Origin of the sequence: Streptomyces yangpuensis (genome assembly GCF_024666385.1) — a bacterium.
Classification (GTDB): Bacteria; Actinomycetota; Actinomycetes; order Streptomycetales; family Streptomycetaceae; genus Streptomyces; species Streptomyces yangpuensis.
The window spans coordinates 4,828,429-4,855,219 of sequence record NZ_CP102514.1 but is presented as its reverse complement, the minus strand read 5'-3'; the positions used below and the strand labels follow the sequence as shown (position 1 = coordinate 4,855,219).

General features: G+C 73.0%; 30 protein-coding genes. 12 read left to right on the top strand and 18 right to left on the bottom strand.

All coding sequences use genetic code 11. The features are described 5' to 3' along the window. The first annotated feature begins 313 nt into the window (after window positions 1–313). Together NRK68_RS22405 and NRK68_RS22400 are read left to right on the top strand one after the other, a co-directional pair. Window positions 314–1,429 (top strand): magnesium and cobalt transport protein CorA, encoded by a 1,116-nt coding sequence (locus tag NRK68_RS22405; protein ID WP_183067201.1) that lies wholly within the window; start codon window positions 314–316, stop codon window positions 1,427–1,429. A 31-nt stretch (window positions 1,430–1,460) separates the two neighbouring features. Then, complete coding sequence (locus NRK68_RS22400) at window positions 1,461–1,976, top strand: hypothetical protein (RefSeq protein WP_183067200.1); 516 nt, start codon at window positions 1,461–1,463, stop codon at window positions 1,974–1,976. A 13-nt stretch (window positions 1,977–1,989) separates the two neighbouring features. On the opposite strand, the gene NRK68_RS22395 is transcribed toward NRK68_RS22400, so the two are convergent. Beyond that, window positions 1,990–2,781, bottom strand: coding sequence for a hypothetical protein (locus NRK68_RS22395; RefSeq protein ID WP_046776030.1), 792 nt, complete (start codon window positions 2,779–2,781; stop codon window positions 1,990–1,992). A 187-nt stretch (window positions 2,782–2,968) separates the two neighbouring features. Here NRK68_RS22395 and NRK68_RS22390 point away from each other — a divergent pair, with 187 nt between their 5' ends. From NRK68_RS22390 to NRK68_RS22380, 3 genes are all read left to right on the top strand, one after another. Continuing rightward, complete coding sequence (locus NRK68_RS22390; protein WP_183067199.1) at window positions 2,969–4,240, top strand: magnesium transporter MgtE N-terminal domain-containing protein; 1,272 nt, start codon at window positions 2,969–2,971, stop codon at window positions 4,238–4,240. A 163-nt stretch (window positions 4,241–4,403) separates the two neighbouring features. Continuing rightward, window positions 4,404–4,910, top strand: a complete 507-nt coding sequence (locus NRK68_RS22385) for a DUF1003 domain-containing protein (protein WP_220819123.1) — start codon at window positions 4,404–4,406, stop codon at window positions 4,908–4,910. 42 nt (window positions 4,911–4,952) lie between these two features. Then, window positions 4,953–6,113, top strand: coding sequence for an Mrp/NBP35 family ATP-binding protein (locus tag NRK68_RS22380; RefSeq protein WP_046776028.1), 1,161 nt, complete (start codon window positions 4,953–4,955; stop codon window positions 6,111–6,113). An 81-nt stretch (window positions 6,114–6,194) separates the two neighbouring features. Here the strand turns inward: NRK68_RS22380 and NRK68_RS22375 are convergent, their stop codons facing one another. The 5 genes from NRK68_RS22375 to sigE form a co-directional block, all read right to left on the bottom strand. Then, window positions 6,195–6,947: a hypothetical protein gene (locus NRK68_RS22375; protein WP_183067198.1), complete on the bottom strand. Its 753-nt coding sequence runs from the start codon at window positions 6,945–6,947 to the stop codon at window positions 6,195–6,197. A 137-nt stretch (window positions 6,948–7,084) separates the two neighbouring features. Then, window positions 7,085–7,516, bottom strand: coding sequence for a sec-independent translocase (locus NRK68_RS22370; protein ID WP_183067197.1), 432 nt, complete (start codon window positions 7,514–7,516; stop codon window positions 7,085–7,087). Window positions 7,517–7,634: 118 nt separating this feature from the next. Beyond that, on the bottom strand, window positions 7,635–8,972 hold the full coding sequence (locus NRK68_RS22365; RefSeq protein ID WP_183067196.1) for a S1C family serine protease: 1,338 nt from the start codon (window positions 8,970–8,972) through the stop codon (window positions 7,635–7,637). 54 nt (window positions 8,973–9,026) lie between these two features. Further along, entirely contained in the window at window positions 9,027–9,692 is a 666-nt protein-coding gene (locus NRK68_RS22360) for a zf-HC2 domain-containing protein (RefSeq protein ID WP_183067195.1), read from the bottom strand. Next, a complete protein-coding gene (sigE, locus tag NRK68_RS22355; protein WP_079025505.1) occupies window positions 9,689–10,468 on the bottom strand; it encodes an RNA polymerase sigma factor SigE in 780 nt (259 codons plus the stop codon). Before sigE ends, NRK68_RS22360 begins: the two co-directional genes overlap by 4 nt. Before the next feature lie 177 nt (window positions 10,469–10,645). Between sigE and NRK68_RS22350 the strand changes: the two genes are divergently transcribed. Next, window positions 10,646–11,308 carry an O-methyltransferase gene (locus NRK68_RS22350; RefSeq protein ID WP_030032218.1) on the top strand — a complete coding sequence of 221 codons (663 nt, stop codon included), beginning with the start codon at window positions 10,646–10,648 and terminating at the stop codon, window positions 11,306–11,308. Window positions 11,309–11,346: 38 nt separating this feature from the next. On the opposite strand, the gene NRK68_RS22345 is transcribed toward NRK68_RS22350, so the two are convergent. Next, window positions 11,347–11,964 carry a hypothetical protein gene (locus tag NRK68_RS22345; protein WP_183067194.1) on the bottom strand — a complete coding sequence of 206 codons (618 nt, stop codon included), beginning with the start codon at window positions 11,962–11,964 and terminating at the stop codon, window positions 11,347–11,349. Between the two features lie 145 nt (window positions 11,965–12,109). After that, window positions 12,110–12,277, bottom strand: coding sequence for a DUF3117 domain-containing protein (locus NRK68_RS22340; protein WP_003966491.1), 168 nt, complete (start codon window positions 12,275–12,277; stop codon window positions 12,110–12,112). Window positions 12,278–12,611: 334 nt separating this feature from the next. Between NRK68_RS22340 and chcB the strand changes: the two genes are divergently transcribed. Continuing rightward, window positions 12,612–13,415 (top strand): 2-cyclohexenylcarbonyl CoA isomerase, encoded by an 804-nt coding sequence (gene chcB / locus NRK68_RS22335; RefSeq protein WP_183067193.1) that lies wholly within the window; start codon window positions 12,612–12,614, stop codon window positions 13,413–13,415. A gap of 22 nt (window positions 13,416–13,437) precedes the next feature. On the opposite strand, the gene NRK68_RS22330 is transcribed toward chcB, so the two are convergent. Both NRK68_RS22330 and NRK68_RS22325 read right to left on the bottom strand, forming a co-directional pair. Continuing rightward, window positions 13,438–14,025 carry a DNA-3-methyladenine glycosylase I gene (locus NRK68_RS22330; RefSeq protein WP_257856534.1) on the bottom strand — a complete coding sequence of 196 codons (588 nt, stop codon included), beginning with the start codon at window positions 14,023–14,025 and terminating at the stop codon, window positions 13,438–13,440. Then, window positions 14,022–14,363 (bottom strand): DivIVA domain-containing protein, encoded by a 342-nt coding sequence (locus NRK68_RS22325; protein ID WP_183067191.1) that lies wholly within the window; start codon window positions 14,361–14,363, stop codon window positions 14,022–14,024. Before NRK68_RS22325 ends, NRK68_RS22330 begins: the two co-directional genes overlap by 4 nt. A 76-nt stretch (window positions 14,364–14,439) precedes the next feature. Between NRK68_RS22325 and folP the strand changes: the two genes are divergently transcribed. After that, a complete protein-coding gene (gene folP / locus NRK68_RS22320) occupies window positions 14,440–15,300 on the top strand; it encodes a dihydropteroate synthase (protein WP_183067190.1) in 861 nt (286 codons plus the stop codon). A gap of 86 nt (window positions 15,301–15,386) precedes the next feature. On the opposite strand, the gene NRK68_RS22315 is transcribed toward folP, so the two are convergent. Together NRK68_RS22315 and dapE are read right to left on the bottom strand one after the other, a co-directional pair. Further along, complete coding sequence (locus tag NRK68_RS22315) at window positions 15,387–16,145, bottom strand: LOG family protein (RefSeq protein WP_183067189.1); 759 nt, start codon at window positions 16,143–16,145, stop codon at window positions 15,387–15,389. A 64-nt stretch (window positions 16,146–16,209) separates the two neighbouring features. Further along, the gene (gene dapE / locus NRK68_RS22310) at window positions 16,210–17,289 is read right to left on the bottom strand and encodes a succinyl-diaminopimelate desuccinylase (RefSeq protein WP_183067188.1); all 1,080 of its coding nucleotides are present in this window, start codon (window positions 17,287–17,289) and stop codon (window positions 16,210–16,212) included. Between the two features lie 78 nt (window positions 17,290–17,367). On the opposite strand from dapE, the gene NRK68_RS22305 reads away from it, so the two are divergent. After that, the gene (locus NRK68_RS22305) at window positions 17,368–18,378 is read left to right on the top strand and encodes a hypothetical protein (protein ID WP_373023631.1); all 1,011 of its coding nucleotides are present in this window, start codon (window positions 17,368–17,370) and stop codon (window positions 18,376–18,378) included. A gap of 295 nt (window positions 18,379–18,673) precedes the next feature. Then, window positions 18,674–19,030, top strand: a complete 357-nt coding sequence (locus NRK68_RS22300; RefSeq protein WP_257856532.1) for an ATP-binding protein — start codon at window positions 18,674–18,676, stop codon at window positions 19,028–19,030. A 66-nt stretch (window positions 19,031–19,096) separates the two neighbouring features. Here the strand turns inward: NRK68_RS22300 and dapC are convergent, their stop codons facing one another. Both dapC and fdxA read right to left on the bottom strand, forming a co-directional pair. Continuing rightward, window positions 19,097–20,191 (bottom strand): succinyldiaminopimelate transaminase, encoded by a 1,095-nt coding sequence (dapC, locus tag NRK68_RS22295; RefSeq protein ID WP_183067185.1) that lies wholly within the window; start codon window positions 20,189–20,191, stop codon window positions 19,097–19,099. Window positions 20,192–20,298: 107 nt separating this feature from the next. Beyond that, the gene (gene fdxA, locus NRK68_RS22290; protein ID WP_030027294.1) at window positions 20,299–20,628 is read right to left on the bottom strand and encodes a ferredoxin; all 330 of its coding nucleotides are present in this window, start codon (window positions 20,626–20,628) and stop codon (window positions 20,299–20,301) included. 117 nt (window positions 20,629–20,745) lie between these two features. Here fdxA and NRK68_RS22285 point away from each other — a divergent pair, with 117 nt between their 5' ends. After that, window positions 20,746–21,732 (top strand): GNAT family N-acetyltransferase, encoded by a 987-nt coding sequence (locus NRK68_RS22285; protein ID WP_257856531.1) that lies wholly within the window; start codon window positions 20,746–20,748, stop codon window positions 21,730–21,732. Between the two features lie 65 nt (window positions 21,733–21,797). Then, on the top strand, window positions 21,798–22,523 hold the full coding sequence (locus NRK68_RS22280) for a transglutaminase family protein (protein ID WP_183067444.1): 726 nt from the start codon (window positions 21,798–21,800) through the stop codon (window positions 22,521–22,523). Between the two features lie 485 nt (window positions 22,524–23,008). On the opposite strand, the gene NRK68_RS22275 is transcribed toward NRK68_RS22280, so the two are convergent. The 4 genes from NRK68_RS22275 to NRK68_RS22260 all read right to left on the bottom strand — a co-directional run bounded on the left by NRK68_RS22275 (window position 23,009) and on the right by NRK68_RS22260 (window position 26,771). After that, a complete protein-coding gene (locus NRK68_RS22275; protein WP_183067183.1) occupies window positions 23,009–25,009 on the bottom strand; it encodes a peptidoglycan binding domain-containing protein in 2,001 nt (666 codons plus the stop codon). Between the two features lie 205 nt (window positions 25,010–25,214). Continuing rightward, a complete protein-coding gene (locus tag NRK68_RS22270; RefSeq protein ID WP_257856530.1) occupies window positions 25,215–25,598 on the bottom strand; it encodes a DUF6113 family protein in 384 nt (127 codons plus the stop codon). Next, window positions 25,595–26,491, bottom strand: a complete 897-nt coding sequence (gene mshB / locus NRK68_RS22265; RefSeq protein ID WP_257856529.1) for an N-acetyl-1-D-myo-inositol-2-amino-2-deoxy-alpha-D-glucopyranoside deacetylase — start codon at window positions 26,489–26,491, stop codon at window positions 25,595–25,597. Before mshB ends, NRK68_RS22270 begins: the two co-directional genes overlap by 4 nt. A gap of 85 nt (window positions 26,492–26,576) precedes the next feature. Further along, complete coding sequence (locus NRK68_RS22260) at window positions 26,577–26,771, bottom strand: hypothetical protein (protein ID WP_030036986.1); 195 nt, start codon at window positions 26,769–26,771, stop codon at window positions 26,577–26,579. Window positions 26,772–26,791 lie beyond the last annotated feature (20 nt).

Genomic DNA, 26,791 nt, shown 5'->3' with positions numbered 1-26,791 from the left:
GTTGACAGCTGTTCGGGGCCGCACGCAGAAGCGTTGTTTCAAGGCCCCGGAGACAGGACGTCCCCTACGGGGGACCGGCCGGAGGAGGTGGGGCTGCGGTGGACCGAAGTCGATCGTGCAGTACCAATCGCTCTTCCGCTTCTCCGGCGGGCGTCGTTTCCCGCCCCCTGTGATCTTCTGATCAGTAGAAGAGCGACGGCAGAACGTTGTCCTCCCGTCCTGTTCCCTCCCGCCTGCCCGGGCCTGCCCGCCTGCGGCGCCGGAGGGTCTCCCACCCGTGCGGTCCGCAGCCGTGCGTGCGAAGGAGCCTGCCATGTCGATGCTGCCCTACCTGCGTGCGGCCGTCCGCCCGTCCCTGCGCAAGTCCACTCCCGTACAGCCCGGCTACGACGCGACCCGCGACCCGTCGGCGAGCAGCGCGGTGGTCGACTGCGCCGTGTACCGCGACGGCCGCCGGGTGCTGGGGCCCGTGTGTCTGACGCCCCGTGAGGCGATCCGCCGGGTCCGCGAGGACGGCGGCTTCGCCTGGATCGGCCTGCACGAGCCGACGGAGGCCGAGTTCGCGGGGATCGCCGCGACCTTCGGACTGCACCCGCTGGCCGTGGAGGACGCGGTGCACGCGCACCAGCGGCCGAAGCTGGAGCGGTACGACGACACCCTCTTCACCGTCTTCAAGACGATCCACTACGTGGAGCACGCCGAACTGACCGCCACCAGCGAGGTGGTGGAGACCGGCGAGGTGATGTGCTTCACCGGCCCCGACTTCGTCATCACCGTCCGGCACGGCGGGCAGGGCTCCCTGAAGGGCCTGCGCCACCGTCTCCAGGACGACCCCGAGCTGCTGTCGAAGGGCCCCTCGGCCGTTCTGCACTCCATCGCCGACCACGTCGTCGACGGCTACATCGCGGTCGCCGCGGCGATGCAGGACGACATCGACGAGGTGGAGAGCGATGTCTTCGCGGCGCCCGCCAAGGGCCGTGCGCGCGGCGGCGACGCGGGCCGGATCTACCAGCTCAAGCGCGAGGTGCTGGAGTTCAAGCGGGCGGTGTCGCCGCTGCTGCGGCCGATGGAGCTGCTGAGCGAGCGGCCGATGCGGCTGGTGGACCCGGACATCCAGAAGTACTTCCGGGACGTCGCCGACCACCTCGCGCGGGTGCACGAGCAGGTGGTGGGCTTCGACGAGCTGCTGAATTCCATCCTGCAGGCCAACCTCGCGCAGGCGACGGTCGCGCAGAACGAGGACATGCGCAAGATCACCTCCTGGGCGGCCATCATCGCCGTGCCGACGATGATCTGCGGGGTGTACGGGATGAACTTCGACCACATGCCCGAGCTCCGGTGGGAGTACGGCTACCCGATGGTGATGGCGACGATCTTCGGTGCGTGTTTCACCATCCACCGGGCCCTGCGCCGCCACGGCTGGCTGTAGGGGGCGCGCGGGCACCCCCTACCCTGTGCCCATGACTCTCAGCACGCTCGACCTGGCCCTCGTCGAGGAGGCCACCAAGAAGTCCGGCCTGATCTGGGTCCGCGGCGCCGGGTCCGACCGCGCCCTGTGGCACGCCTGGGTGGACGGCGCGGCCCACGTACTGGGCGACGGGCCCGGCGAGCAGCCGTTCCCGGGGCTGGTGGACGGCGCGGGCGCCGAGGTGACGGTGCGGAGCAAGGACAAGGGCGGCCGGCTGGTGGCCTGGACGGCGACCGTACGCGAGCTCGCGCCCCGCGGCGAGGAGTGGCAGGCGGCCGTCGCCGAGCTCAAGGGCAAGCGGCTGAACGCGCCGGACTCCGAGGAGATGACCGAGCGGTGGGCGCGGGAGTGCCGGCTGCTGCGGCTGGAGCCGGAGTCGGTACGGGCCGAGCTGCCGGACGGCTCGCTGGCCGCGGCCCCGCTGGGCTCCCCGGCGACGACCCGCCGCCCGGTCCCGGCGGCCCTGCCCAAGCTCCTGCTGAAGCGGAAGAAGGCCGCGCGGGGCTGACCCGCCCGCGGCCCTACGGCTTGGTGGGGTTCGCGCCCTGGCCCGAGCCCTTCGAGGGGGCCGGGGCGGGCTCTCCGCCCTCCCCCTTGGTCGTCGGCAGCTGACTGCCGTAGTCGACCGTCTGGTCCTGCGCGGGCGGATCGAGCTGGAACGGTTTGCCCCACTCGGCGAGTTCCACCCGGCCGGCGCCGCCGGCGCGCTCCATGAGCAGCGGGTACGGGGTCCCCTCCAGGGACACCGAGAGCTTGCCGCCCTTGCCCTCGTCGGCCGTGACCTGCACCGCGCGGGTGTGCCCGACCTTGGTGTAGGAGCCCTTGGCGAGCTTGCCCTCCAGGCCCAGCAGCCCGTCCAGCAGGACGTCCATGTCGGTGAAGCCGCGGAACTGCTTGTAGGAGGGGTCGCCCTCGGGCACCTTCACGTACTTGTCGCCGAGCTTGCCGGCCGAGTCGGTCTGGCCCCAGAAGGCCGCGCTGGCCTTCAGGTAGAGCTGCTCGCCCACGCGCAGCAGCTGGAAGGTGTCCTCCTTCGACTTCACCTCGCCGGAGCCGCCGTCCGACTTGAGCCGCATGTCGACGGTGAAGGCCTTGCCGCCGCTCACCAGGGTGCCGGACAGGTGCACCGAGTCGGCCTCGGTCGCGGCCGCCTTCGCCTTCGCCTCGATCTTCTCTGCGGAGAGCTTGCCGACGCCGTTCGTGCCCTCGTCCGGGTCGTCCCCGCAACCCGTACCGGTCACGGCGAGACCCGCGCACAGCACACCGATGAAGGCGGCTCGGCGCAGCCGCGCGGCGGGGAAGTAGGCGGTCACGGGCAGGTGCCTCTCGTCGTTCGTCTGCGGGCAGCAGGCAGCGTACCCGCCCGTGTGCCGCGGCCCGCGACCGCTCCCCGCGCTCCGCCGGGCCCCGGCCGGACCTCCCCACCAGGACGCTTTCACGGGGCACGGGCTAGCCTGAGGGGCGGCACGACTCACGATGAACGCTCTAGGAGGCGCTCGGATGGCTGCAGGCGCCCCGCGGATCTTCGTCTCGCATCTGTCGGGTGTGCCCGTCTTCGATCCCAACGGCGACCAGGTCGGCCGGGTCCGCGACCTCGTCGCGATGCTCCGGGTCGGCGGCCGCCCGCCGCGGCTGCTGGGCCTGGTGGTCGAGGTGGTCAGCCGGCGCCGGATCTTCCTGCCGATGACCCGGGTCACCGGAGTCGAGTCCGGCCAGGTCATCACCACCGGCGTCATCAACATGCGGCGCTTCGAGCAGCGCCCCACCGAGCGGCTGGTCCTGGGCGAGCTGCTGGACCGGCGGGTGACGCTGGTCTCCAGCGGCGAGGAGGTCACCGTCCTGGACGTGGCCATCCAGCAGCTGCCGGCCCGCCGCGACTGGGAGATCGACCGGATCTTCGTCCGCAAGGGCAAGTCGGGTGCGCTGCGCCGGCGCGGCGAGGCCCTGACGGTGGAGTGGTCGGCGGTGACGGGCTTCTCGCTGGAGGAGCACGGGCAGGGCGCCGAGAACCTGGTCGCCACCTTCGAGCAGATGCGCCCGGCCGACGTGGCGAACGTGCTGCACCACCTGACGCCGAAGCGGCGCGCCGAGGTGGCCAACGCCCTCGACGACGACCGGCTCGCGGACGTGCTGGAGGAGCTGCCCGAGGACGAGCAGGTGGAGATCCTCGGCAAGCTGAAGGAGGAACGCGCCGCGGACGTCCTGGAGGCCATGGACCCCGACGACGCCGCCGACCTGCTCTCGGAACTGCCGGAGGACGACAAGGAGCGGCTGCTGACGCTGATGCAGCCCGACGACGCGGCCGACGTGCGCCGCCTGCTGTCCTACGAGGAGAACACCGCCGGCGGTCTGATGACCACCGAGCCGATCGTGCTGCGCCCGGACGCGACGGTCGCGGACGCGCTGGCCCGGGTACGGCAGGCGGACCTGTCGCCGGCGCTGGCGGCGCAGGTGTACGTGTGCCGGCCGCCGGACGAGACGCCGACGGGCAAGTACCTGGGCACGGTGCATTTCCAGCGGCTGCTGCGGGACCCCCCGTTCACCCTGGTCAGCTCGATCGTGGACACCGACCTGCCGCCGCTGCGGCCGGACGCCTCGCTGCCGGCGGTCACCACGCACCTGGCGGCCTACAACATGGTGGCGGTGCCGGTGGTCGACGAGAGCGGGTCGCTGCTGGGCGCGGTGACGGTCGACGACGTACTGGACCACCTGCTGCCGGACGACTGGCGCGAGACGGACTTCCACTCGGAGGAGGCGCTGCGTGGGCACTGAGCGCGGGCGCGGCGAGCAGGCGCGCGAGCGGCGCCGTGAGCAGATCCGGGAGCGGCGCGAGCAGGCGCGGCCGCATTCGGCGCGCGAGCACGGGCAGGCGGCGGAGGCGGCGGAACGTTCCGGCGAGCGGGCGGGGAAGTCCGCGCCGACCGGGGCGAGCGCGCTGACGCGCCCGCGGGTCCGGCTGGACCTGCCGCGGGCGCCGCGGCGGTCCCTGCTGCCCGAATACGACCCGGAGGCCTTCGGACGGCTCTCCGAGCGGGTGGCGCGGTTCCTGGGCACGGGCCGGTTCATCGTCTGGATGACGCTGGTCATCATCCTCTGGGTGCTGTGGAACGTCTTCGCGCCGGACGACCTGCGGTTCGACAAGTACCCGTTCATCTTCCTGACGCTGATGCTGTCGCTCCAGGCCTCCTACGCCGCTCCGCTGATCCTGCTCGCGCAGAACCGGCAGGACGACCGCGACCGCGTCACCCACGAGCAGGACCGCAAGCAGAACGAGCGCTCCATCGCCGACACCGAGTACCTGACCCGGGAGATCGCGGCCCTGCGCATGGGCCTGGGCGAGGTCGCCACGCGTGACTGGATCAGGTCGGAGTTCCAGGACCTGATCAAGGAGATGGACGAGCGGCGTCTATTCCCGCCGGAACGTGACGAAGGCGACCGCTGACGGGCTTTCCTGAGCCGTGCTACCGAGCCGTACCATCGGGGCATGGCTACCGACACAAGCTCCGCCGCCGTGCCTGAGCAGGACGCGATCCTGGACGCTCTGGCGACGGTGAACGACCCCGAGATCCACCGGCCGATCACCGAGCTCGGCATGGTCAAATCGGTGGAGATCGGCGACGGCGGCGAGGTCGCGGTCACGGTCTACCTGACCGTGTCGGGCTGCCCCATGCGCGAGACGATCACCAAGAACGTCACCGAGGCCGTCGAGAAGGTCGCCGGGGTCACCTCGGTCAGCGTGTCGCTCGACGTGATGAGCGACGAGCAGCGCAAGGACCTGGCGGCCACGCTGCGCGGCGGCACCGCCGAGCGCGAGGTGCCCTTCGCCAAGCCGGGCTCGCTGACCCGCGTGTACGCGGTCGCCTCCGGCAAGGGCGGCGTCGGCAAGTCCTCGGTCACGGTCAATCTGGCCGCGGCGATGGCGGCGGACGGCCTGAAGGTCGGCGTGGTCGACGCGGACATCTACGGCCACAGCGTGCCGCGCATGCTGGGCGTGGACGGCCGTCCCACCCAGGTCGAGAACATGATCATGCCGCCGTCCGCGAACGGCGTGAAGGTCATCTCCATCGGCATGTTCACCCCGGGCAACGCGCCCGTCGTGTGGCGCGGGCCGATGCTGCACCGCGCGCTGCAGCAGTTCCTGGCCGACGTCTTCTGGGGCGACCTGGACGTGCTGCTGCTGGACCTGCCGCCGGGCACGGGCGACATCGCGATCTCCGTGGCCCAGCTCGTGCCGAACGCGGAGATCCTCGTCGTCACCACCCCGCAGCAGGCCGCGGCCGAGGTGGCCGAGCGGGCCGGTTCCATCGCCGTGCAGACCCACCAGAAGATCGTCGGCGTGGTCGAGAACATGTCGGGCCTGCCGTGCCCGCACTGCGACGAGATGGTGGACGTCTTCGGCTCGGGCGGCGGCCAGAAGGTCGCCGACGGGCTGACCAAGACGGTCGGCGCGACGGTGCCGGTGCTCGGCTCGATCCCGATCGACGTCCGGCTGCGCGAGGGCGGCGACGAGGGCAAGCCCGTCGTCCTGTCCGACCCGGACTCGCCGGCCGGTGCGGCCCTGCGCACCATCGCGGGCAAGCTGGGCGGCCGGGCGCGCGGCCTGTCGGGCATGTCCCTGGGCATCACCCCGCGCAACAAGTTCTAGGCCCCTCCGGGGCACACGCGAAAGGGCACCGCCGGCCGGCGGTGCCCTTTCGCGTACCGTGCCCGTGGCCGGGGCGTACGGCTACTCGTACGTGCCGAGGTCCGAGATGGCCGAGAAGCCGAGGCCGTAGGCGCTCATGCCGCGGCCGTAGGCGCCCAGGTGGACGCCGCTGCCGGTGGAGCCGGCGAGCACCCATCCGAACTCGGACTCGCGGTAGTGGAAGGTCGTCGGCTCGCCGTCCACCGGCAGCGACAGCGTGGACCAGTCCTCGCCGTCGAGGTCGTCGGCGAGCTCCCACGCGGCCTCGGTCTGCTGGTCGAGCCAGTCGTTGCGCAGGGCGTGGTCCATCTGTCCGGGCCAGCTGTAGGCCAGCAGCCCCGAGCCGGCCAGCCAGGCCGCCGAGGAGACCGAGGTGGCCTCCAGGACGCCCGTACCGTCGCCGCTGCGGCGCAGCGGGTTGCTCGCCACGGTGATGACCACCGCGAAGCGCTCCTTCTCGCCGGTGGCGATCTCGCCCCGGGCGGAGGGCTCGTCGCCGTGGCCGGTGGAGCCGTGCTCCACCGTGCCGTCGGCGGCGGTGCCCACCTGCATGAGCCAGCGGGGCCCGGTGAAGGCTCCGTCCAGCCCGTACCAGGGGAAATCCGCGGCCAGGAAGCCCTCGGCCGTCCGGCGGGCCGCCGGCACGGGTGCGGCGGCCTCCGGCGCTTGCGACCCGGCCGGGTCGCCGGTATGCGACCCCGTGTGCGGGCTCGTATGCGGTTCCTGCGCGGCGTCCGCGGCGGCGGGTGCCTCGGCGGTCTGCGCCCCTACCAGGCTGCTGCTCGTCGTCTCCATCTGGGCGGCCTCTCGTTCCGTGGGGTCCGGAACGGCCCTCCCCCTCGCTGCGCTGGGGGGACCCCCTCCCTCGGGCGTCCCGCGATCCGGACAGATGGAGGATAGCCATCCGACCGCGGATCCCCGGGCAGGCTGGGTCAGGTGGCGTCGGCGTCGAAGCGCACGCGCTGTTCTGCGGCCGGGGCCTCGGGCTTCTTCAGCAGGTCCGGACCAGCGGCGCCGGACGGGGCGGCCGGTGCCTGGTCGGGCTCCGGGCGGTTGACGGCGTCCGAGACCTCGTTCATCTCCTTGCGGAGGTCGAAGCTGCTGCGGATCTCCTTGAGGTCCTCGTTCTCCGCGAGCTGCTTGCGGATGAAGGTCTTCGGATTCAGGTCCTCGAACTCGAAGTCCTTGAAGTCGGGACCGAGCTCGGAGCGGATGTCCTGCTTGGCGCTGTCGGAGAAGGCGCGGACCTTGCGGACGAAGCCCGTGACGTCCTGGATGACCTTGGGCAGCTTGTCCGGACCGAAGACGAGAATGGCCAGAACCACGATCGTGACGAGTTCGAGTGCGCCTATGTCGTTGAACACCTTGCCGCTCCTCGGCTCTCTGTCACTTCGGGCCCCACCACACGGTACCCGGCCTTGCCCGCGGGCCCCTACACGCGTACCGGGCCGGCCGGGGTTTCATCCCCCGGCCATCACATGATCATGAACCGTTCGCCGATCCGAGGACAACGTCCAGGGTGCGTTCCCGGCCGTCGCGCAGCACGGTGAGGGTGAGCGGATCGCCCGGGCGGTGGGCCCGGATCTTGATGATCAGCTCGTCGCCGCCGCGGACCCGCTGTCCGTCCACCTTGGTGATCACGTCACCGGGCCTGATCCCGGCGCGCGCGCCGGGCCCGCCGGCGGTCACGGACGGTTTGCCGTCCTCCCCCTTGTCCCCCACCCGGGCTCCGTCGCCGGTGTAGTCCATATCGAGGGTGACCCCGATGACGGGGTGCGTGGCGTGGCCCGTGGCGATGAGTTCCTCGGCGACGCGCTTGCCCTGGTTGATGGGGATGGCGAAGCCCAGGCCGATGGAGCCGCCCTGCCGGGTGGGATCGTCCTTGTCGGCGCCGCGGATCGCGCTGTTGATGCCGACCACGTGCGCCCTGGCGTCCAGGAGGGGGCCGCCGGAGTTCCCGGGGTTGATGGGGGCGTCGGTCTGCAGCGCGTCGACGTAGCTGATGTCACTGCCGTCGCCCTTGTCGCCGCCCGCGGTGACGGGCCTGCCGGTGGCGCTGATGATGCCGGCGGTGACGGTGTTGGAGAGGTCGAAGGGTGCGCCGATGGCCACCACCGGGTCGCCGACCTTCACGTTCTCGGAGTTGCCCAGGCTGAGCGGCCGCAGCCCGCGCACCCCGCTGACCTTGACCACGGCCAGGTCGTAGCCGGAGTCACGGCCGACCAGCTCGGCGGTGACGCTCTCGCCGGTGCTGAAGGTGACCGCTATCTCCTTCGCGTCGGCGACCACGTGGTTGTTGGTCAGGATGTGTCCCTGGGGGTCCAGCACGAAGCCGGTGCCCGTGCCGCTGCCCTTCGCGCCCCGCACGTGCAGGGTGACCACCCCGGGCAGTGCGGTCGCCGCGATCCCGGCCACGCTGTCGGGTGCCCGGCCCTTGTCCGCGACGGCCGCCTGCGGCAGCTCCAGCCGGGTGCCGCTCTGCCGCTCGGCGAGCACGCCCACGTAGCCGCCGATCCCGCCGGCGAACAGGGCCGTGGCGGCGGCGAGGGCCGCGACCTGCCACAGCCGGAACCCCGGGCGGTCCCGGCCCCGGTCCACGACCTGGAGGGGCCGCGCACCCCACGGGTCGTAGCGCACCGCGTCGGCCGGCGCTCCGGGGGCGCCGGCCGCCTGCCCGTCGCCCCCGCTCCTCTCGTCCCCGCTCCCGCCCTCGCCGGCCTCGGGCCGCGGGGCCGGGACCCCGTCACGGCGGCTGTCGGCCGTGCCCTCGGGCCGGCTCCACCACTGCGGAGCCGGGTCGGTCTGCTGGCTGTCGGACATGGGAGCTCCCCGCGTACCTGTGCGCATGTCCGGCCGATTCAACCAGGTCCCGGGTCAGCGCAGCAGGGAGACCGGACGGGCCGAGGCGGACGGGGAGGGCTGCAGCGGCGCCGGCGGGCTCGCCACGGCCGTCAGGAGGGACGGTACGGCGGCGGGAGTGGGCAGCCGGTCACGCACCGCCGCATCGGACACGGGCAGGGCGGGGCCGGGTCTGGAGGCGGGCGCCGGGGAATCACCCCGGCCGTTCGGCTCCGTGCCCTCCAGGGGCAGCGTGCCGCCCAGCGCGAGGGCCGCCAGCGACACCGCTCCCGCGGCGACGAAGGCGAACCGGCGGCGCGGACGGCCCACCTCGTGGATGCGGAAGCCCTCCTGCTGCGGCCGGGCGGCGGCCACGGGCAGCCCGTACGCGAAGGCCTCGAAGGGGTCGCGCTCGGCGGCTCCCGGCCCCGGTGGACCCATGGGGCCGGCCGGGCCGTCGGGACCGCCCGCCGGGAGGCCCTGGAGACGCGCCAGCAGGCCCGCGGACAGCGGTGGTGGCGCGCTCTCCACGAACATGGTCTTCAGACGGCGCTGGGCATCGGCCTCGGCCTTGCACTTGGCGCAGGTCGCCAGGTGGGCCAGGACGCGCTCGCGCGCGTCGTGCTTCAGCTCCCCGTCCACGAGGGCGGCGAGCCGGTCACCCAGGTGCTGTTCGGCAGGGGAAGGACTGGCTGCGGTCACTCGGCTCCGCCCTCTCTCCCGGCGACCGGCGCGCCCGTCGCCACACCCGCCAGCGCGCGCTGCTCGGCCCGGGCCGCGGGGGACCTGTGCTTGAGCGCCTTGCGCAGGTGCGAACGGCCCCGGTGGATACGGCTGCGCACGGTGCCGAGCTTCACGCCCAGCGTCGCGGCGATCTCCTCGTAGGACAGGCCCTCGATGTCGCACAGCACCACGGCCGCGCGGAACTCGGGGGCGAGGGTGTCCAGCGCCTGCTGGACGTCCGCGTCGAAGTGCGTGTCGTGGAGGACCTGCTGGGGGGACGGCTCACGGCTCGGCAGCCGCTCGGCGGCGTCGTCGGCGAGCGCGTCGAAGCGGATCCGCTGCTTGCGGCGCACCATGTCCAGGAACAGGTTCGTGGTGATGCGGTGCAGCCAGCCCTCGAACGTGCCGGGCGTGTAGGTGGACAGCGAGCGGAAGACGCGGACGAAGACCTCCTGGGTCAGGTCCTCGGCGTCGTGCTGGTTGCCCGTCAGACGGTAGGCAAGGCGGTAGACCCGCGCGCTGTGCGTGCTGACGATCTCCTCCCACGAGGGAGGGGTCCACGCCTGCGATCCCGCATCTGCGGCAAAGGTCGCGGTGGTTGCGGTGTCTGCGGTGTGGAAGCGGTCAGCAGTGTAGGTCACGGATTTCGGCTCACCCGCCGACCGGAAGAGGCGTCTGAACACGCCCCGACGATCCACAGGCGCAGCCGCACCTCCCCTGTCGGCTCTGGTGGTGTCCAGTGGAGTCCCTACCATAGCCACCCCCTCTGTCAGCTCCGGATAAGGGTTTTTGCAGTATCTTTACGCAAGCCTTAGGCCCTGGGGCGGTCCCCGCCGCCGATCTGCCCGGCGCCGTCCTTCTCGTCCCGCCTCCACCCCTCACAACGCCCGGTCCCATCTGCGGGTTCCCGACGTCAACGGATACAGTCACCGTTGCGCCAACTATGGGGACAGGAGAGGGTCATTACCGGCAACCGGCAGACGAGCTGGGCGTTCGCCGACGCGTTTGTCGCCGAGGACGACGCTCTGCGATGGGCCCGCGACCGGTCCAGGGAAGCGGGCCTGCGCTCCGTCTCCCCCGGGACCGGCGCCGCGCTGCGCCTGCTGGCCGCGACCGCGGACGCCAAGGCGGTCGCCGAGATCGGCACCGGGACCGGTGTCTCCGGCATCCACCTCCTGCACGGGATGCGCCCGGACGGGGTGCTGACCACGGTCGATCCCGAGGCCGACCGGCAGGCCTTCGCCCGCCAGGCCTTCCGCGCCGCCGGCTTCGCGGGCAACCGCGCCCGCTTCATCCCCGGCCGCGCCCTCGACGTCCTGCCCCGCCTCGCCGACGGCGGGTACGACCTCGTCTTCTGCGACGGAGACCCGACCGAGTCCCTCGACTACCTCGCTGAATCGTTGCGCCTGCTGCGCCCCGGGGGGCTGGTGTGCTTCGAGGGGGTCTTCTCCGACGGCCGTACGGTCGACTCCGCGGCCCAGCCGGTGGAGGTGCTCCGCGTCCGCGAACTGCTGCGGAGCGTCCGGGAGAGCCCGGCGCTGGAGGCCGCGCTGCTCCCCGTGGGCGACGGGCTGCTGTGCGCCGTGCGCCGCTGACCGCGTAACGGTCCGGGGGCGTGCCCGGGCGGGGCGGGTCAGCTCAGGAGCGCGAAGGTGAGGGCCGCCGTACCGCCGAGCGCGCTGCCGGCGAGCAGCTGGGCCGGCGTGTGGGCCCGCAGCTCCAGACGGGACCAGCCGACGGCGGCGGCCACCGCGGCCGCCGGGAGCACCACCGGGCCGAAGACGAGCCACAGGATCATCACGGTGCCGCCGGCCACCGACATGTGGATGGATATCTGCCAGACCACCGTCACCAGCAGGGACGAAACCAGACCGACGAGCATCGCGACGACGAGCGCGAAGACCGCCGCCGGGGCGCCCAGGACGCGCAGGAGGGCGACCCCGGCGAGAACGGACACCAGGCTCAGGGCCATCGGCAGGACCCGCTGGCGCCGGACCCGTATGTGCTGGTCGGTCAGGGCGCCCCGGCGCACCCCGACGGTGATGATGCCGATCGGGACGACCCCGCAGAACAGGGCGGCGAGCAGGCCCCAGCCGAGCCCCGTCCACGACCCGGTGCTGTGCCCTCCGACGACCAGGAGCAGGGCGACCACCAGGTTCGCCGGCGCCAGCACGTCGGACAGGACGCGGGCCGCCTTCTGGCGGGGGGTGCAGTCGGCGAAGGCCGGCGGCGCGGGCGGGGAGAAGGTCACGTGCGGCTCCGCCGGGATGGTGGGGACAGGGGTTCCAGGGACACGGCACGGCCCCGGGACACGACACAACGCTGCCCCGGCCGCTGATCGCGGTCGGGGCAGCGCAGAGAATGCGAAAGCAGAAGGTGGAAGTGCTGTCAGCGGGTCAGCCGACGACCTTCTTCAGGGCGTCACCCAGGGCGTCCGCCTCATCGGGGGTCAGCTCGACGACAAGCCGACCGCCGCCCTCGAGCGGTACGCGCATGACGATGCCCCGCCCCTCCTTGGTGACCTCGAGCGGGCCGTCGCCCGTCCGCGGCTTCATGGCCGCCATGCTCGTTCCCCTTCCTGAAACCAGCTCATCGTCAGCCGACGGCCCCGTTCAGGCGCCTAATACCCGGCATCGAACACATTGCTTCCCAGCCATTATCCCGCATGTCAGGACCCGATGACCAACATCACCCGGGAACGCTTGGGCAACGCGCTCGACCAAAACCACTCATTTCGGGGATCCGCCTGCGATACTTCGCCGCCGCACCCGGGGAAACGGCTCCGAGTTCGTTTGACGCACATCACATGTGCGCTCCCGGTCCGGTCCGCCATGCTGACCCTTGCACCGGCCGGTACCGGCCGGTAGCCAAGCCCGCGACGAAGGGGGACCCCCCGCCATGGCCGACAGTGTGCTCTACGAAGTGACCGACGGACTCGCGACCATCACGATCAACCGTCCCGACGCGATGAACGCGATGAACACCGAGGCCAAGGTCGCCCTGCGCGACGCGGCGCAGGCGGCGGCCGAGGACAGCGCGGTGCGTGCGGTCCTGCTCACCGCCGCCGGCAACCGGGCCTTCTGCGTCGGCCAGGACCTCAAGGAGCACATCGGGAATCTCGTCTCGGACCGCGAGACCGGCTCCTCGCTGACCATGAACACGGTCAAGGAGCACTACAACCCGATCGTGCGGACGCTCACCGAGATGCCGAAGCCCGTGGTGGCCGGCGTCAACGGCGTCGCGGCCGGGGCCGGCTTCGGTTTCGCCCTGGCGGCCGACTTCCGGGTGGTCGCCGACACCGCCTCCTTCAACACCTCCTTCGCCGGCGTGGCCCTGACCGCCGACTCCGGGGTCTCGTGGACCCTGCCCCGCCTGATCGGCGCCTCCCGCGCCTGTGACCTGCTGCTCTTCCCGCGTTCGATCAAGGCGCAGGAGGCGTACGAGCTCGGCATCGTCAACCGCCTGGTGCCCTCGGACTCCCTGCACGCCGAGGCCGAGGCCGTGGCCCGCGCACTGGCGGAGGGCCCGACGGTCGCCTACGCCGCCGTGAAGGAGTCCCTGGCGTACGGGGCCTCCCACACCCTGGCGGACTCCCTGGTCCGTGAGGACGTCCTGCAGACCCGTGCGGGGGCCTCCGAGGACCACGCCATCGCCGTCCAGGCCTTCCTCGCCAAGCAGCCCCCGAAGTACCTCGGCCGCTGAGCCGCGCGGCCGCGCGGCCCGGTCAGGCCGGGTCGCGCAGCGCGCAGGCGGCCAGGTGGTCGTTGACCAGCCCGCAGGCCTGCATCAGGGCGTAGGCGGTCGTCGGGCCGACGAAACGGATGCCGGCCTTCTTGAGGGCCTTGGCTAGGGCCGTCGACTGCGCGGTGACCGCCGGGACCTCGGTGACCGTGAGCGGGGCGGGGCCGGGCTCCTCGGGGGCGTGGGACCAGATCAGGGCGTCCAGCTCGCCGGCCTCCCAGCCCGCGAGGACCTTCGCGTTGGCCAGGGTCGCCTCGATCTTGGCCCGGTTGCGGATGATCCCCTCGTCGGCCAGCAGCCGCTCCGCGTCGGCCGTGCCGAACTCCGCGACCGCGGCGATGGAGAAGTCGGAGAAGGCTTTGCGGAAGCCCTCGCGGCGGCGCAGGATCGTCAGCCAGGACAGCCCCGACTGGAAGGCCTCCAGGCACAGCCGCTCGTACAGGGCGTCGTCGCCGTGGACCGGACGGCCCCATTCGGAGTCGTGGTAGGCGATGTACTCGCCGGTGGCGCCCGTGGACAGCGCCCACGGGCAGCGCAGCAGCCCGTCGGGGCCCGCGACCGCTCCGCTCACCGGTCACCGCCCTTGCTGAGGTCGACCCGGTCGGCCGGGCCGGACGCGTCCGTGGAGGCCGTCAGCTGCGCGATCCGCGCGTCCCGCTCGGCGAGTTCCGCGGCGAGCCGCTCCAGCACGTCGTCCACCTCGGCCATCCGGTAACCGCGCGGCGCGACCGGCAGCCGCAGCGCGTCGATGTCCTCCCGCACCACGGGCCGGCTCTCCGGCAGCCCGTCCGCCACCCGGTCCGGCTCCGCCTCCGGCAGGACGGCCTCCGAGCCGCCGCCGATCACCGCGAGAGTGACCGCTGCCACGACCACGACCAGCGCGATCATCAAGAAGAAGAACACGATCAACTCCCCTGAGAGACTCCGGCCACCAGGTTAAGGTCGCAGGCGAGGCGCGAGGGCCGCCGAAGGAGGAAAGAGCAGGATGCTGCGACTGGGCAGGCGCGAGTTCGACACCCACGAGCCGGTGATCATGGCCATCGTGAACCGGACTCCGGACTCCTTCTACGACCAGGGCGCGACGTTCCGCGACGAGCCGGCGCTGGACCGGGTGGAGCAGGCGGTCGCCGAGGGCGCGGCGATCATCGACATCGGCGGGGTCAAGGCGGGCCCGGGCGAGCACGTGGACGCGGCCGAGGAGGCGCGGCGCACGGTCGGTTTCGTGGCCGAGGTCCGCCGCCGCCACCCGGACGTGGTGATCAGTGTGGACACCTGGCGGCACGAGGTCGGCGAGGCCGTGTGCGAGGCCGGGGCGGACCTGCTGAACGACGCCTGGGGCGGGGTGGACCCCCGGCTCGCCGAGGTCGCGGCGCGCCACGGCGTCGGCCTGGTCTGTACGCACGCCGGCGAGGTCGAGCCGCGCACCCGGCCGCACCGGATCGCGTACGAGGACGTGATGGAGGACATTTTGCGCGTCACGGTCGGGCTCGCCGAACGTGCGGTCGCCCTCGGTGTCCGCCGGGACGCGATCATGATCGACCCGGGTCACGACTTCGGGAAGAACACCCGTCACTCGCTGGAGGCGACCCGGCGGCTGGCGGAGATGACGGATACGGGCTGGCCGGTGCTGGTCTCCCTGTCCAACAAGGACTTCGTCGGCGAGACCCTCGACAAGCCGGTCAAGGAGCGACTGCTGGGCACCCTGGCCACCACGGCCGTCTCGGCCTGGCTGGGCGCCCAGGTCTACCGCGTGCACGAGGTCGCCGAGACCCGGCAGATCCTGGACATGGTCCGGTCCATCCAGGGCCACCGCCCCCCGGCGGTCGCCCGCCGCGGCCTGGCCTGACGCCCGGCGGTCGCCCTCCGCGGCCTGGCCTGACGCCCGGCGGTCGCTCGCCGCGGGCCGGCCGCTGCCGGCCCGCGGCGGTGGTGCTACTTGCCGACTTCCTTCGTCACCAGGGCGATCGCCTCGTCCACGTCGTCGGTGACGTGGAAGAGGTACAGGTCCTTCTCCGAGGCCTTGCCCTGGGCGATCACCGTGCCCCGCAGCCAGTCGACCAGCCCGCTCCAGTACTCCGTGCCGAACAGCACGATGGGGAAGCGGGTGATCTTCTGGGTCTGGACCAGGGTCAGCGCCTCGAACAGCTCGTCCAGCGTGCCGAGGCCGCCGGGCAGCACGACGAAGCCCTGGCTGTACTTCACGAACATCGTCTTGCGGACGAAGAAGTACCGGAAGTTCAGGCCCAGATCGACGTGCTGGTTGAGCCCCTGCTCGAAGGGGAGCTCGATGCCGAGGCCGACCGAGATCCCGTTGGCCTCCCGGGCGCCCTTGTTGGCCGCCTCCATCGCTCCCGGACCGCCGCCGGTGATCACCGCGAACCCGGCGTCGACGAGCGCGCCGCCGATCCGCACGCCCGCCTCGTACTCGGGCGAGCCCTCCGGGGTGCGGGCCGAGCCGAACACGCTGATCGCGGGCGGCAGCTCGGCCAGCGTGCCGAAGCCCTCGATGAACTCCGACTGGATGCGCAGGACCCGCCAGGGATCGGTGTGCACCCACTCGGAGGGCCCCGCGGAGTCCAGCAGCCGCTGGTCCGTCGTACTGCCGGCCTGCACCTGGCTGCGCCGCCTCAGCACCGGCCCGAGCTGCTGCTCCTCGGGCCGACGACGAGCGTTGCCTTCGGGGTTGCCCATGATGTGCTCCCTCCTGCTGATCGTTGGATCAGGGTAGGCGCACGAAGGTGACGGGAAGCGGAATTCAGGAGGTCAGCCAGGCGCGGAGTCGTTCCTCGCAGTGCAGGATCGCCTTCGTCTCCACGCGCTCGTCCACCTTGTGGGCCAGCAGGGCGTCGCCCGGGCCGTAGTTCACCGCCGGGACGCCGAGCGCGCTGAACCGGGAGACGTCCGTCCAGCCGAACTTCGGCATGGCACGGCCGCCGACCGCCTCCATGAACGCGGCCGCGGCCGGGTGGGAGAGGCCGGGGAGGGCGCCGCCGGAGAAGTCGTCGATCACGAACTCGTCCACGCCGCAGTCCGCGAAGACCTCCCGGACGTGACCGATCGCGTCGTCCATGCTGCGGTCCGGGGCGAAGCGGAAGTTGACCGTCACGGTGCAGGCGTCGGGGATGACGTTGTTGGCGACGCCGCCCTCGATACGGACCGCGTTGAGGCCCTCGTGGTACTCCAGGCCGTCGATGACGGGCTTGCGGGCCTCGTACGCCGCGAGCCGGGCCAGGATCGGGCTCGCCGCGTGGATGGCGTTGGAGCCCATCCAGCTGCGGGCGGAGTGGGCGCGCTCGCCGGACATGCGCAGCAGGACCCGCAGGGTGCCCTGGCAGCCGCCCTCGACCTCGGCGTTGGAGGGCTCCAGGAGGACCGCGAAATCGCCCGTGAGCCAGTCGGGGTGGGCCTCGGCGACCTTGCCGAGGCCGTTGAGGTCGGCTGCGACCTCCTCCTGGTCGTAGAAGACGAAGGTGAGGTCCCGGTTCGGCTCGGGCACGGTCGCGGCGATGCGCAGCTGCACGGCGACGCCGGACTTCATGTCGGTGGTGCCGCAGCCCCACAGGACGCCGTTCTCGTCGAGGCGCGACGGGACGTTCCCGGCGATCGGCACGGTGTCGAGGTGGCCGGCCAGTACGACGCGCTCGGCGCGGCCGAGGTTCGTACGGGCGACGACGTTGTTGCCGAAGCGGTCCACGGTGAGGTGGGGCAGGCCGCGCAACGCTTCTTCCACGAGGTCGGCGAGTACCTTCTCGTCGCCGCTCACGGAAGGGATGTCGACGAGCCGGGCGGTCAGCTCGGCGGCGTCCAGGGTGAGGTTCAGCTCGGATTCGGACATGGAACTGACCCTAACGCCCCGGGGTGTGGCGAAGCGTCCCTCGTCCGCCCGGTGGACGCGCCATATGCCTCAAGTACGGTGGGCCGCGTGTCCGAGATCCGTGAACCCCGTCCTCGCCGCCGCAGGCTGCTGCGTGTGGTCGTCGGCCTGCTCGTTCTCCTTTCGGTGATCGGGTACTTCGCCGTGCAGCGCGCCTCGGTCGGCGGTGGCGCGCCCTTCTGTGTCGCCAGTGCGGACGCCTCCGGTCGTGACGGCGGCTCCGACAAGTACGAGATGTCCCCGGAGCAGGCGGCGAACGCGGCGACGATAGCCGCCGTCGGCATCGCCAAGGGGCTGCCCGACCGGGCCGTCACCATCGCCCTGGCGACCGCCATGCAGGAGTCCGCCCTGCGCAACCTCGACCACGGCGACCGCGACTCGCTGGGCCTCTTCCAGCAGCGGCCGTCGATGGGCTGGGGCACGCCGGAGCAGATCACGGACCCGGTCTACTCGGCCGCGATCTTCTACGACCATCTCGTCGACGTGCCCGGGTACTCGCGGCTGCCGCTGACGGTGGCCGCGCAGAAGGTGCAGCGCAGCGGTTACCCGCAGGCCTACGCCAAACACGAGCCGGACGCGACCGTGCTGACGGCGGCCTTCGCCGGCGGCGGCGTCCTGGACTGCGGCGGGCCGGCGCCCACGGAGCCCGGCGACCCGGAGAAGGTGCGGGAGGGCCTGGTACGGATCTTCGGCAAGGACGGGATGCACACCTTCGGGCCGGAGGGCGGTCAGGGCGGCCAGGGCGGTCAGGGCGGTCAGGCGGGCCGCAACGGCGGCGGTGGCCGGGTGGTCCAGGAGCCCGAGGTCGCGATGGTGGAGAAGAAGGAGGCGGGCGAGGCCGCGACGCGCCGCAGCCGGGCGATGGCCCACTGGGCGGTGGCCAACTCCCGCGAGCTGGGGATCGCCAGGGTCTCCTACGACCTGCGCGGCTGGGTCGCGGGCAAGGACCGGGGCCGGTGGCAGGACAAGGGCGGCGCGGGCGCGAAGAACGGCGACGCCGATCCCTACGGCGCGGCCCCCGGCGAGGTCCGGATCTTCCTGGCCCGCTGATCCGCGCGGGCCGTGCGGACGCCGGGCGGAGCCCGCACGGGGCGCGCGGAGGCGTCCGGGAGCACCAGGGAGCACCCGGCCGCCCGTACGAGTGATCACTCCTGCGGGGGTGATCACCACAGCCCCCGCCGGCCCCGCAAACGCACGGAACCCCTGGTCGGCGCGATCCGGTGCGCTTGTCGCGGAAGCCGATTAAACGATGCGTTACCGATCCTTTACCCGGCGGTGCCGCAACTCCACCCGCCCCGCGAGCGGTTAGGCAGGCCGTACTCAGCCGCTACCGCTTAGGAGCATCATGTCCCTCCCCCTGACCCGTCGGATCGCCCGTGCCGCGCTGCTCGTCGCAGCCGGGGCAGCTCCCGTGGTCGGTGCGGCCGGCGCGGCCAACGCCGCCGGTCTGGAGTCCGTGCCGCAGCTGGGCGCACTCACCGCCACGGACGCCCCCGGGGCGACCGCCGAAACGGCCACGGGAACGGCCACCGACGCCCTCGGCAACGCGGGTGCCGCCACCAAGTCCCTGCCGGCTCCCGCGTCCGACCTGGCCGGCCAGGCCGGCGGCCTGCTCGGCGGCCTGCCCACGACCCAGGAGCTGCCGGTCTCCTCGCTGCCCCTGGGCGGTGGCCTGCCCGGCGGCCTGCCGCTGGGCGGCTGACGCCCGGAGAACACCGAGGGGGCCGGGAGTGGCGGACACTCCCGGCCCCCTCGGGCATGTCACCGGTCAGCCGAGGCGCTTGACCGCCGCCTCCACGCGCTCGTCGGTGGCGGTGAAGGCGACGCGCACGAAGCGCGCGCCCGCCTCGCCGTAGAAGTCGCCGGGCGCCACCAGGATGCCCAGGTCCGCGAGGTGGGCGACGGTGTCCCAGCAGGGCTCGTCCCGGGTGACCCACAGGTAGAGGCTCGCCTCGCTGTGCTCGACCCGGAAGCCGTGGGCCTCCAGGGCCGTCCGGAGCGCCGCACGGCGGGCCGCGTAGCGTCCGCGCTGCTCGGCCACGTGCAGGTCGTCGCCGAGCGCCGCCACGGTGGCCGCCTGGACCGGCGCGGGGGTCATCATGCCGCCGTGCTTGCGGATCTCCAGCAGCTCACCGAGCACGTCCGCGTCGCCCGCGACGAAGGCCGCCCGGTAGCCCGCCAGGTTGGAGCGCTTGGAGAGGGAGTGGACCGCCACGATCCCTTCGTAGGAGCCGCCGCACACGTCGTCGTGGAGGACGGAGACGGGCTCGGCCTCCCAGCCCAGCTCCAGGTAGCACTCGTCGCTGAAGAGCAGGATCCCGTGCTCCCGCGCCCAGGCCACGATCCGGACCAGTTCGTCCTTGTCGAGGACCTTGCCGGTCGGGTTCGACGGGGAGTTGAGCCACAGCAGCCTGACCCCGGCCGGGTCGAGCTCGGTGGGGTCGTCGTAGACCACCGCCTCGGCGCCGCACAGCCGCGCGCCGACCTCGTACGTCGGGTAGGCGAGCCGGGGGTAGGCGACCTTGTCGCCGGCGCCGAGGCCGAGCTGGGTCGGCAGCCAGGCCACCAGCTCCTTGGAGCCGACGACCGGCAGGACGTTGCGGTGCTCGGCGGCGCTCGCGCGGAGCCGGCCGCGCAGCCAGCCCGTGATGGCGTCGCGCAGCTCCTTCGTGCCCCACACCGTCGGGTAGCCCGGGGAGTCGGCCGCGTCGATCAGGGCCTGCCGGACCAGCTGCGGGACCGGGTCCACGGGCGTGCCGACGGACAGGTCGACGATGCCGTCCGGGTGGGCCGCCGCCGTCTTCTTGTACGGCTCCAGCTTGTCCCAGGGGAAGGCGGGAAGACGGTCGGATACTGCGGCCACGGTGGTCTCTGCTCTCTGTGCGTACGGGTGGGACGGGTCGGAAAACACCGCGGTCCCGTGCGGCGGGAAGGCCGTACGGGACCGGGGGTCGCTTCTGCCGTGAAAGGTCAGTGCTCGCCGTTGATACCGGCGGGCAGCCCCGCGACGAAGGGGTGGTCGCGCTCGATCAGGCCCAGCTTGGAGGCACCACCGGGCGAGCCGAGCTCGTCGAAGAACTCGACGTTCGCCTTGTAGTAGTCCTTCCACTCCTCCGGAGTGTCGTCCTCGTAGAAGATGGCCTCGACCGGGCAGACCGGCTCACACGCACCACAGTCGACGCACTCGTCCGGGTGGATGTACAGGGACCGCTGGCCCTCGTAGATGCAGTCGACGGGGCACTCTTCGATGCATGCCTTGTCCTTGACGTCGACACAAGGCTCCGCGATGACGTAGGTCACGCTCTCGTTCCTCCTCGGTAGGGCTTTCCATATCGCGCGGGAGCGCGGCGTCGTCGATGCCCGCACCTAGTATCTCCGTTCCCGGGCACGATCCGAACAGGAGGGGCGGACAGAGCTGTGGAAATCACTGCCGGAGGACTGCTGGAGGTCCGAATCACCCCGGCTGACGTGGGTAAACGTGTCTCTGTACGACGGGTGGAGACCGGACTGAGCGGATCACCCGAGTTCACGGACACGGTCGGAGTTCTCACATCCTGGGACCAGGGTGTGCTGCTGATCACAAAGAAGAACGGCCAGTCGGTCCGGATGACGCAATCGTCGCTGGTGGCGGGCAAGGTCGTGCCCGCGGCGCCGGCCCGGCGGCGGGGGCCGGCTGCCTCCTTCGAGGAGCTGTCGAGGGTCTGCGCACGGTCCTGGCAGCCGCTGGAGAGCGAGCCGCTGGGCGGGTGGACGCTGCGGGCGGCCGCGGGCTTCACCCGGCGGGCCAACTCCGTACTGCCGGCCGGCGACCCGGGGATACCGCTGGACGATGCACTCGCGCGAGTGACCTCCTGGTACGCGGAACGAGGACTTCCGGCCTTTGTGCAGGCCGCCACGGGAGCCGCCGGAACGCAGGAGCTGCTCTGCGCGGAGCTGGAGCGCCGCGGCTGGGCGTCCGAGGCGTCGGCGGAGGTACGGATCGGGGCGCTGGCCCCGGTGGGCGACGTGGACGCGCCCGCGAGCGGCTCCGTACGGCTGACCCGTGTCCCGGACGAGGAGTGGCTCGGGCGCTACGGGAGGGTCTCCGACCCGGACGTGGCCCGGCGGGTCCTGGTCGAGGGGCCGTCGGTCTGGTTCGCCTCGCTGCCCGGCGGGCGGGCGATCGGACGGTGCGTGGTGGACGGCCGGTGGGCCGGCTTCGCGGCGGTGACGGTCGACCCGGAGCACCGGCGGGAGGGGCTCGCGACGGCGGTGATGGCCGCCCTGGCGCGGCGGGCGCTGGAGGAGGGCGCCTCGGCGGCGTGGCTGCAGGTGGAGACGGACAACGCGGGGGCGCTGGCGCTGTACGACGGGCTGGGCTTCGCGGCGCACCACTCCTACCACCACTTCCGGGCGGCCCGGTGAGCACGCCGGCCCGGCGGGAGCAGTTCGCCGAGCAGGCCCGGTCGGAGCGGCCGGACCTGGCGCTGATGTGCCTGCTGCTGGCGGCGGAGGCGGACCCGGAGCTGGACGAACGCGCCATGGACCGGGCGCAGATCGAGCTGGACCGGCTGGCCGGGATGCTGCCGTACGGTCTGCGGGGCGGCCGGGCGTGGGCCACGGCGGTGACGGAACTGCTGGGCGGGCGCCTGGGGTTCCACGGCACCCCGGCGGACTACGAGCGGCTGTCGTCCTCGCTGCTGCACGAGGTGCTGCGGCGCCGGCGCGGGCTGCCGATCCTGCTGTCGGTGGTGTGGCTGGAGGTCGCCCGGCGGGCGGGCGCGCCGGTGTACGGGCTGGGGCTGCCGGGGCACTTCGTGGTGGGCTTCGGCGACCCCGAGGAGGGCGTGGTCGTGGACCCGTTCGCCGGGGGCGCCTCCCTGGGCGCGGGGCCGGCGGAGCTGGCGTCGGGGCCCCGTACGCCCGCCAGGACGCTGGACATCGTGCTGCGGATCCTGACCAACATCCGGGCGTGGGCCTCGACCCGTCCGGAGCACTCGGGCGTGGCCCTGTGGGCGCTGGAGCTGTCGCTGCTGCTGCCGTCGCATCCGGCGTCGCTGCGGTACGAGCGGGCGCGGCTGCTGGTGGAGCGGGGCTCCTTCCGGGAGGGGGCGGCCGAGCTGGACGCGTACGCGGAGGTGGTCGCCGCGGTGGACGACGACGCGGCGGCCCGCATCCGGGCCGAGGCCGTCTCGGCGCGCGCCCTGCTGAACTGACCGCCTGCCGCTCCCGCCGGGGGGCGGGGGTGCGGGGGTCACGCCGGGGCCGGGTGTATGCCGGGGTGTCTCCTCGGGCGCCGAACGGTACTCGGGGCCAGAACGGGGTGCGGTGGTGCGTTCGGCGCCCTGCGGGGATCACCCCGGCATACACCCGGCCCCGACGTGACCGGGCAGGGTGCGCCCGTGGACACGGGCTTCGGGGCGGCACGGCCGAACAGGAGTTCCGGTGGGGCCGGGTGTGTGTGTCGGGGCGATCCCCGCAGGGCGCCGAACGCACCGCTGCCGCGCGTTCCGGCCCCGGGCTCCGTTCGGCGGCCGAGGAGACGCCCCGGCGCGCGCCCGGCCCCGCCGGAACGGCCCCGGCCCTCGGTCCATGGCGGCGCCCCCGGCAGGGCGCAGGACGCACCGCCGGAGCAGGCCGTCCGGCGGGCATGACGGGGCCCCCGCCCGGGATCCGGGTGGGGGCCTCGTCGTGCCGGGTGTCAGCTGGGGTTGGTGTCGATGACCACGGTCCGCTCGGCCGGGGTCTTGCCGCGCAGGGCCTTGCCGAGCGCGCCGGCGACGTCCTGCGGGGTGACCGGCGTCTTGGCACCGGTGCCGCGGGTGATCAGGACGCCGTCGAAGGTGTTGCCGTAGGTCGACTTGAGCGCCTCCAGGTCGAACTTCTCCGTGAGGCGGCCGTCCACGGCCTGCATGCTGAGGATCTTGGGCAGCGACAGCTTGCCGAACGCGATGGACTTGGCGCCCGCCTTGACGGTGGCGTTGGCGGACATCGCGGGCTCGGCGAACTCCTTCATCGCACGGTCCAGTTCGGCCTGGCCCACGACCGGTTCCCTGGTGGCGGTCGGCAGCTGCACGACGGCCGCCTTGCCGGTGCCGACCTGGTCGCGGAAGGCCTTGGTGACGAGGTCGACCGAGCCGTCCACGTCCAGGCCGGTGCCTGCCTTGCCGGGGACGGCGACGGCCTTGCCGCCCTCGAAGGTGATCGTGCCCTCGGTGACCGAGCCCGCGGTGCCCGCGAGTTCCTGCAGCGCGACCCGGAGCTTCTCCTCGTCGACGGGCATCACGGCGTCGGCGACCCGCTCGTTGCCGAGGAGCGAGCCGATGACCGTGACGGGGTTGTAGTCGCTGCCGGCCGCGTTGCGGACGGTGGTCTGGGCGTCCAGGGTCAGGCCGGCCTTGTCGGGCTTCAGCTCGACCGGCTTGCCGCCGACGCTCAGCTGGATCGGGGCCGCGGCGCGGGTGCCGAAGGCCGTCTGCAGCTTCGCGGCGGCCTCGTCGCGGCTGCCGCTGATGTCGACGCCGAGGACGGTGGTGCCCTTGGGGACGTCGGAGTGGTTCAGGAGCAGCCCGGCGCCGTAGGCCACGCCGAGGAGTGCCACGATGCCGCCGCCGACGAGGACCAGCTTGGAGCGGCCCTTCTTGGCGGGCTTGGCGGCGGGCTTCTTGTCAGCGGGCGGCGCGGGCCGCGGCGCGGGCGGCGCGGGCGCGGGTACCGGTGTGGACAGCGGGCCGTCCAGGTCGGGACCGGGCCAGCCCGTGGCCGCCGGACCGCCCGCGGCGGGGCCGGAGCCGAAGCCGGGGCCGCCGGTGGGGCCGGCGGGAGCGTCGGCGTGGCTGTCGTAGACGGGGAACGCCTCGGTGGACGGGCCGCCGTCGCCGTGGTCGGTGCCGTAGGCCGGGAAGCCCTGGGTCGCTCCGACGCCGGGACCCCCGGGCATCGGGGCCGCCGGGGCGGGCGCCTGCGGCTGGGCGTAGCCCGTGCCGTAGTCGGCGACGGGCGGCGGCGGGGTGGTGCGCGGCGGCGCGTACCCGGCGTCCTGCGCCGGCGGGGCGTACCCGGCGTCCGGCGCGGGCGGCGCCTGGACGTGCGGCGGGTATGCGGCGCCGGGCGCGGGAGGCGTCGGCGTCGCGCCGGGCACCCGCTTGGCGAGCGGCGGCGCCGGGGCGGCCGACGGCATCTGCGCGGCGGCGGGCGCCGCGGGCGCGGGCGCGGCGGCGGGCGGCTTGCGCGGCGCGAACCAGTTGTTGGCGGCCGGCTCCTCGGCCTGTGGCGGGGCAGGGTCCGGCTCCGGCTCCGGCGCGGCCTCGACACGGGTCGGCCGGGGCCCCGGACGCTGCGCGAGCGGGGGCTTGTCCTGCTGCCCGGGCTCCGGCTCCGGCGGGGTCTGCGCCCCGGTGCCGGACGTGCCGGAGTTGGTGCCCATCGGCTTGCGCACGACCACCGGCGGGATCGGCCGCGAGCCCGGAATGTTGATCCGGATCCGGGTCGTCAGGGTGGTCTCGGTCTTGGGCCCGTCGGATTCGGGCGTGGACGGATTCGAGGTCACAGGGTTCTCCTCCGGGGCGGTCGCCGCGCCAGGCCCGGGTGGCACAGTCGTGGACGGGTACTGGCCGGTTCCGTACGGCGGTGTACCCGAGGGGTAAGCGGCTCCACCGGACCCCTTGGGCCCGGAGGACGAACTGTCGGTTTCACGACTCAAGGCAGGTTCTCCCGGTTGGCTCCGCCGCCCGTCATACCGTGCGCGGGCAGCTCGGCGGCCCGTCCACCATACTGGCCGCCGCCCGCACGCAACTGACTGCCGGGGATCAGGGGTTCCTCAGGCAGCCCGCCGAACCGCCCCGGAGCGCCGTACGGGACCCCGTCCGCACACCTCGGCCGGACTCCCTACGAGGTCCGACACCACGTCACTTGACGGACCGTGCGGCCGAAACCGGCCGGTCCGCCGGAAGGGTGACCGTGGCACACATCACAGCCAGCACCGCCCCACCCAAAAGGTAGGCGTACATGCCGATTCCGGACGAACTGAGCAGGAAGTCCCCCTCGGGGCGCGGGACGCCGAGCATCACGTAGGAGAGGAACCAGCCGAGGACGCCGGCGCCCACCCCGAGGCCGGTCCCGAGGGCGATCCGGCCGCCGAGGAACAGCCCGAAGAGGGCCAGCAGCGCGAGCAGCAGCCCGCCGGGGAACCACAGGTCCACGACCAGCCAGCCGGCCAGGCCGGTCAGTACGCCCAGCACCAGCAGGCCCAGGCAGCCGGCGATCCGGCCCGCCGTCAGGGCGCCGGTCACGCCTCCACCCCCGCGAAGAGGTCGTGTTCGCGCTCGCCCGCCGCCGCGCCCGGCCGGCCCTCGACCAGTTCGTAGTACTCGCGCGCGAACAGCGGCTGCGCCAGGTCGTTGGAGAGCGCGAAGAAGGACCCGTCCACGGCGATCTGGGTGGCGTGGGCCCGCATGGCGGCCGTCTTGGCCGCCACCAGGGCCTCGTCGGCGTCGATCTCGGCGGTGATCCGCTCGTCGTCGACGACGCCGGGGACGTCACGCGGCGAGGCCAGTCCGGGGAAGGACATCTCGGTCCGGGCGGCGCCCAGCCGGGCGAAACCCTCCTCGACCACCGAGAGCGGCACGCGGTTCCAGTAGATCTTGCCGATCGTGTGGGGGTCGCCGAGGTCGCGCCGGTAGGCGGTCTCCGCGGCCAGTTCGGCGGCGCGCATGGCGACCCGGTGGGCCTGGATGTGGTCCGGGTGGCCGTAGCCGCCGTCGGGGTCGTAGGTGACGAGCACCTGCGGGCGCAGCTCGCGGATCACCTCCACGAGGTACGCGGCGGCCTCGTCCACGTCGGCGGACCAGAAGGCCTCCGGGCGGCGGTTCTGCGGGGCGCCCATCATCCCGGAGTCGCGGAAGCGGCCGGGGCCGCCGAGGAACCGGTGGTCGTGGACGCCCAGTTCGGCCATGGCGGCGGCGAGTTCGCCGATCCGGTGCGGGCCGAGGGTGTCGTCGCGGTCGGCCGTCAGGTGGGCGAGTGCGGGCGGGATGACCTCGCCCTCCTCGCCCAGGGTGCAGGTCACCAGCGCGACGTGGGCACCCTGGGCCGCGTACTTGGCCATGGTGACGCCGTTGTTGATCGACTCGTCGTCGGGGTGCGCGTGCACGAAGAGCAGACGACGGGCGGGAAGACCGTTCATGGGCCTAGCGTAGGGGGTGCCCCGCGCAGGTCCCGGCCTGCCCGCTCCGCCCGGCGGGCCCCGGCGGCGACCGCCGGGGCGCGGCCTAGAACTTGATGCCGCTGATCATGCTGGCCACGTTCGAGGTGAGCTGGCTGAGCGTCGGAGCGATGGTGGAACTCGCCAGGTAGAAGCCGAGGAGCACACAGACCACCGCGTGTCCCGCTTTCAGGCCCGCACGGCGGACCAGCAGGAAAACGATGATCGCCAGCAGCACCACGGCAGAGATCGAGAGTGCCACGGCGTTTCACCTCCACGTCG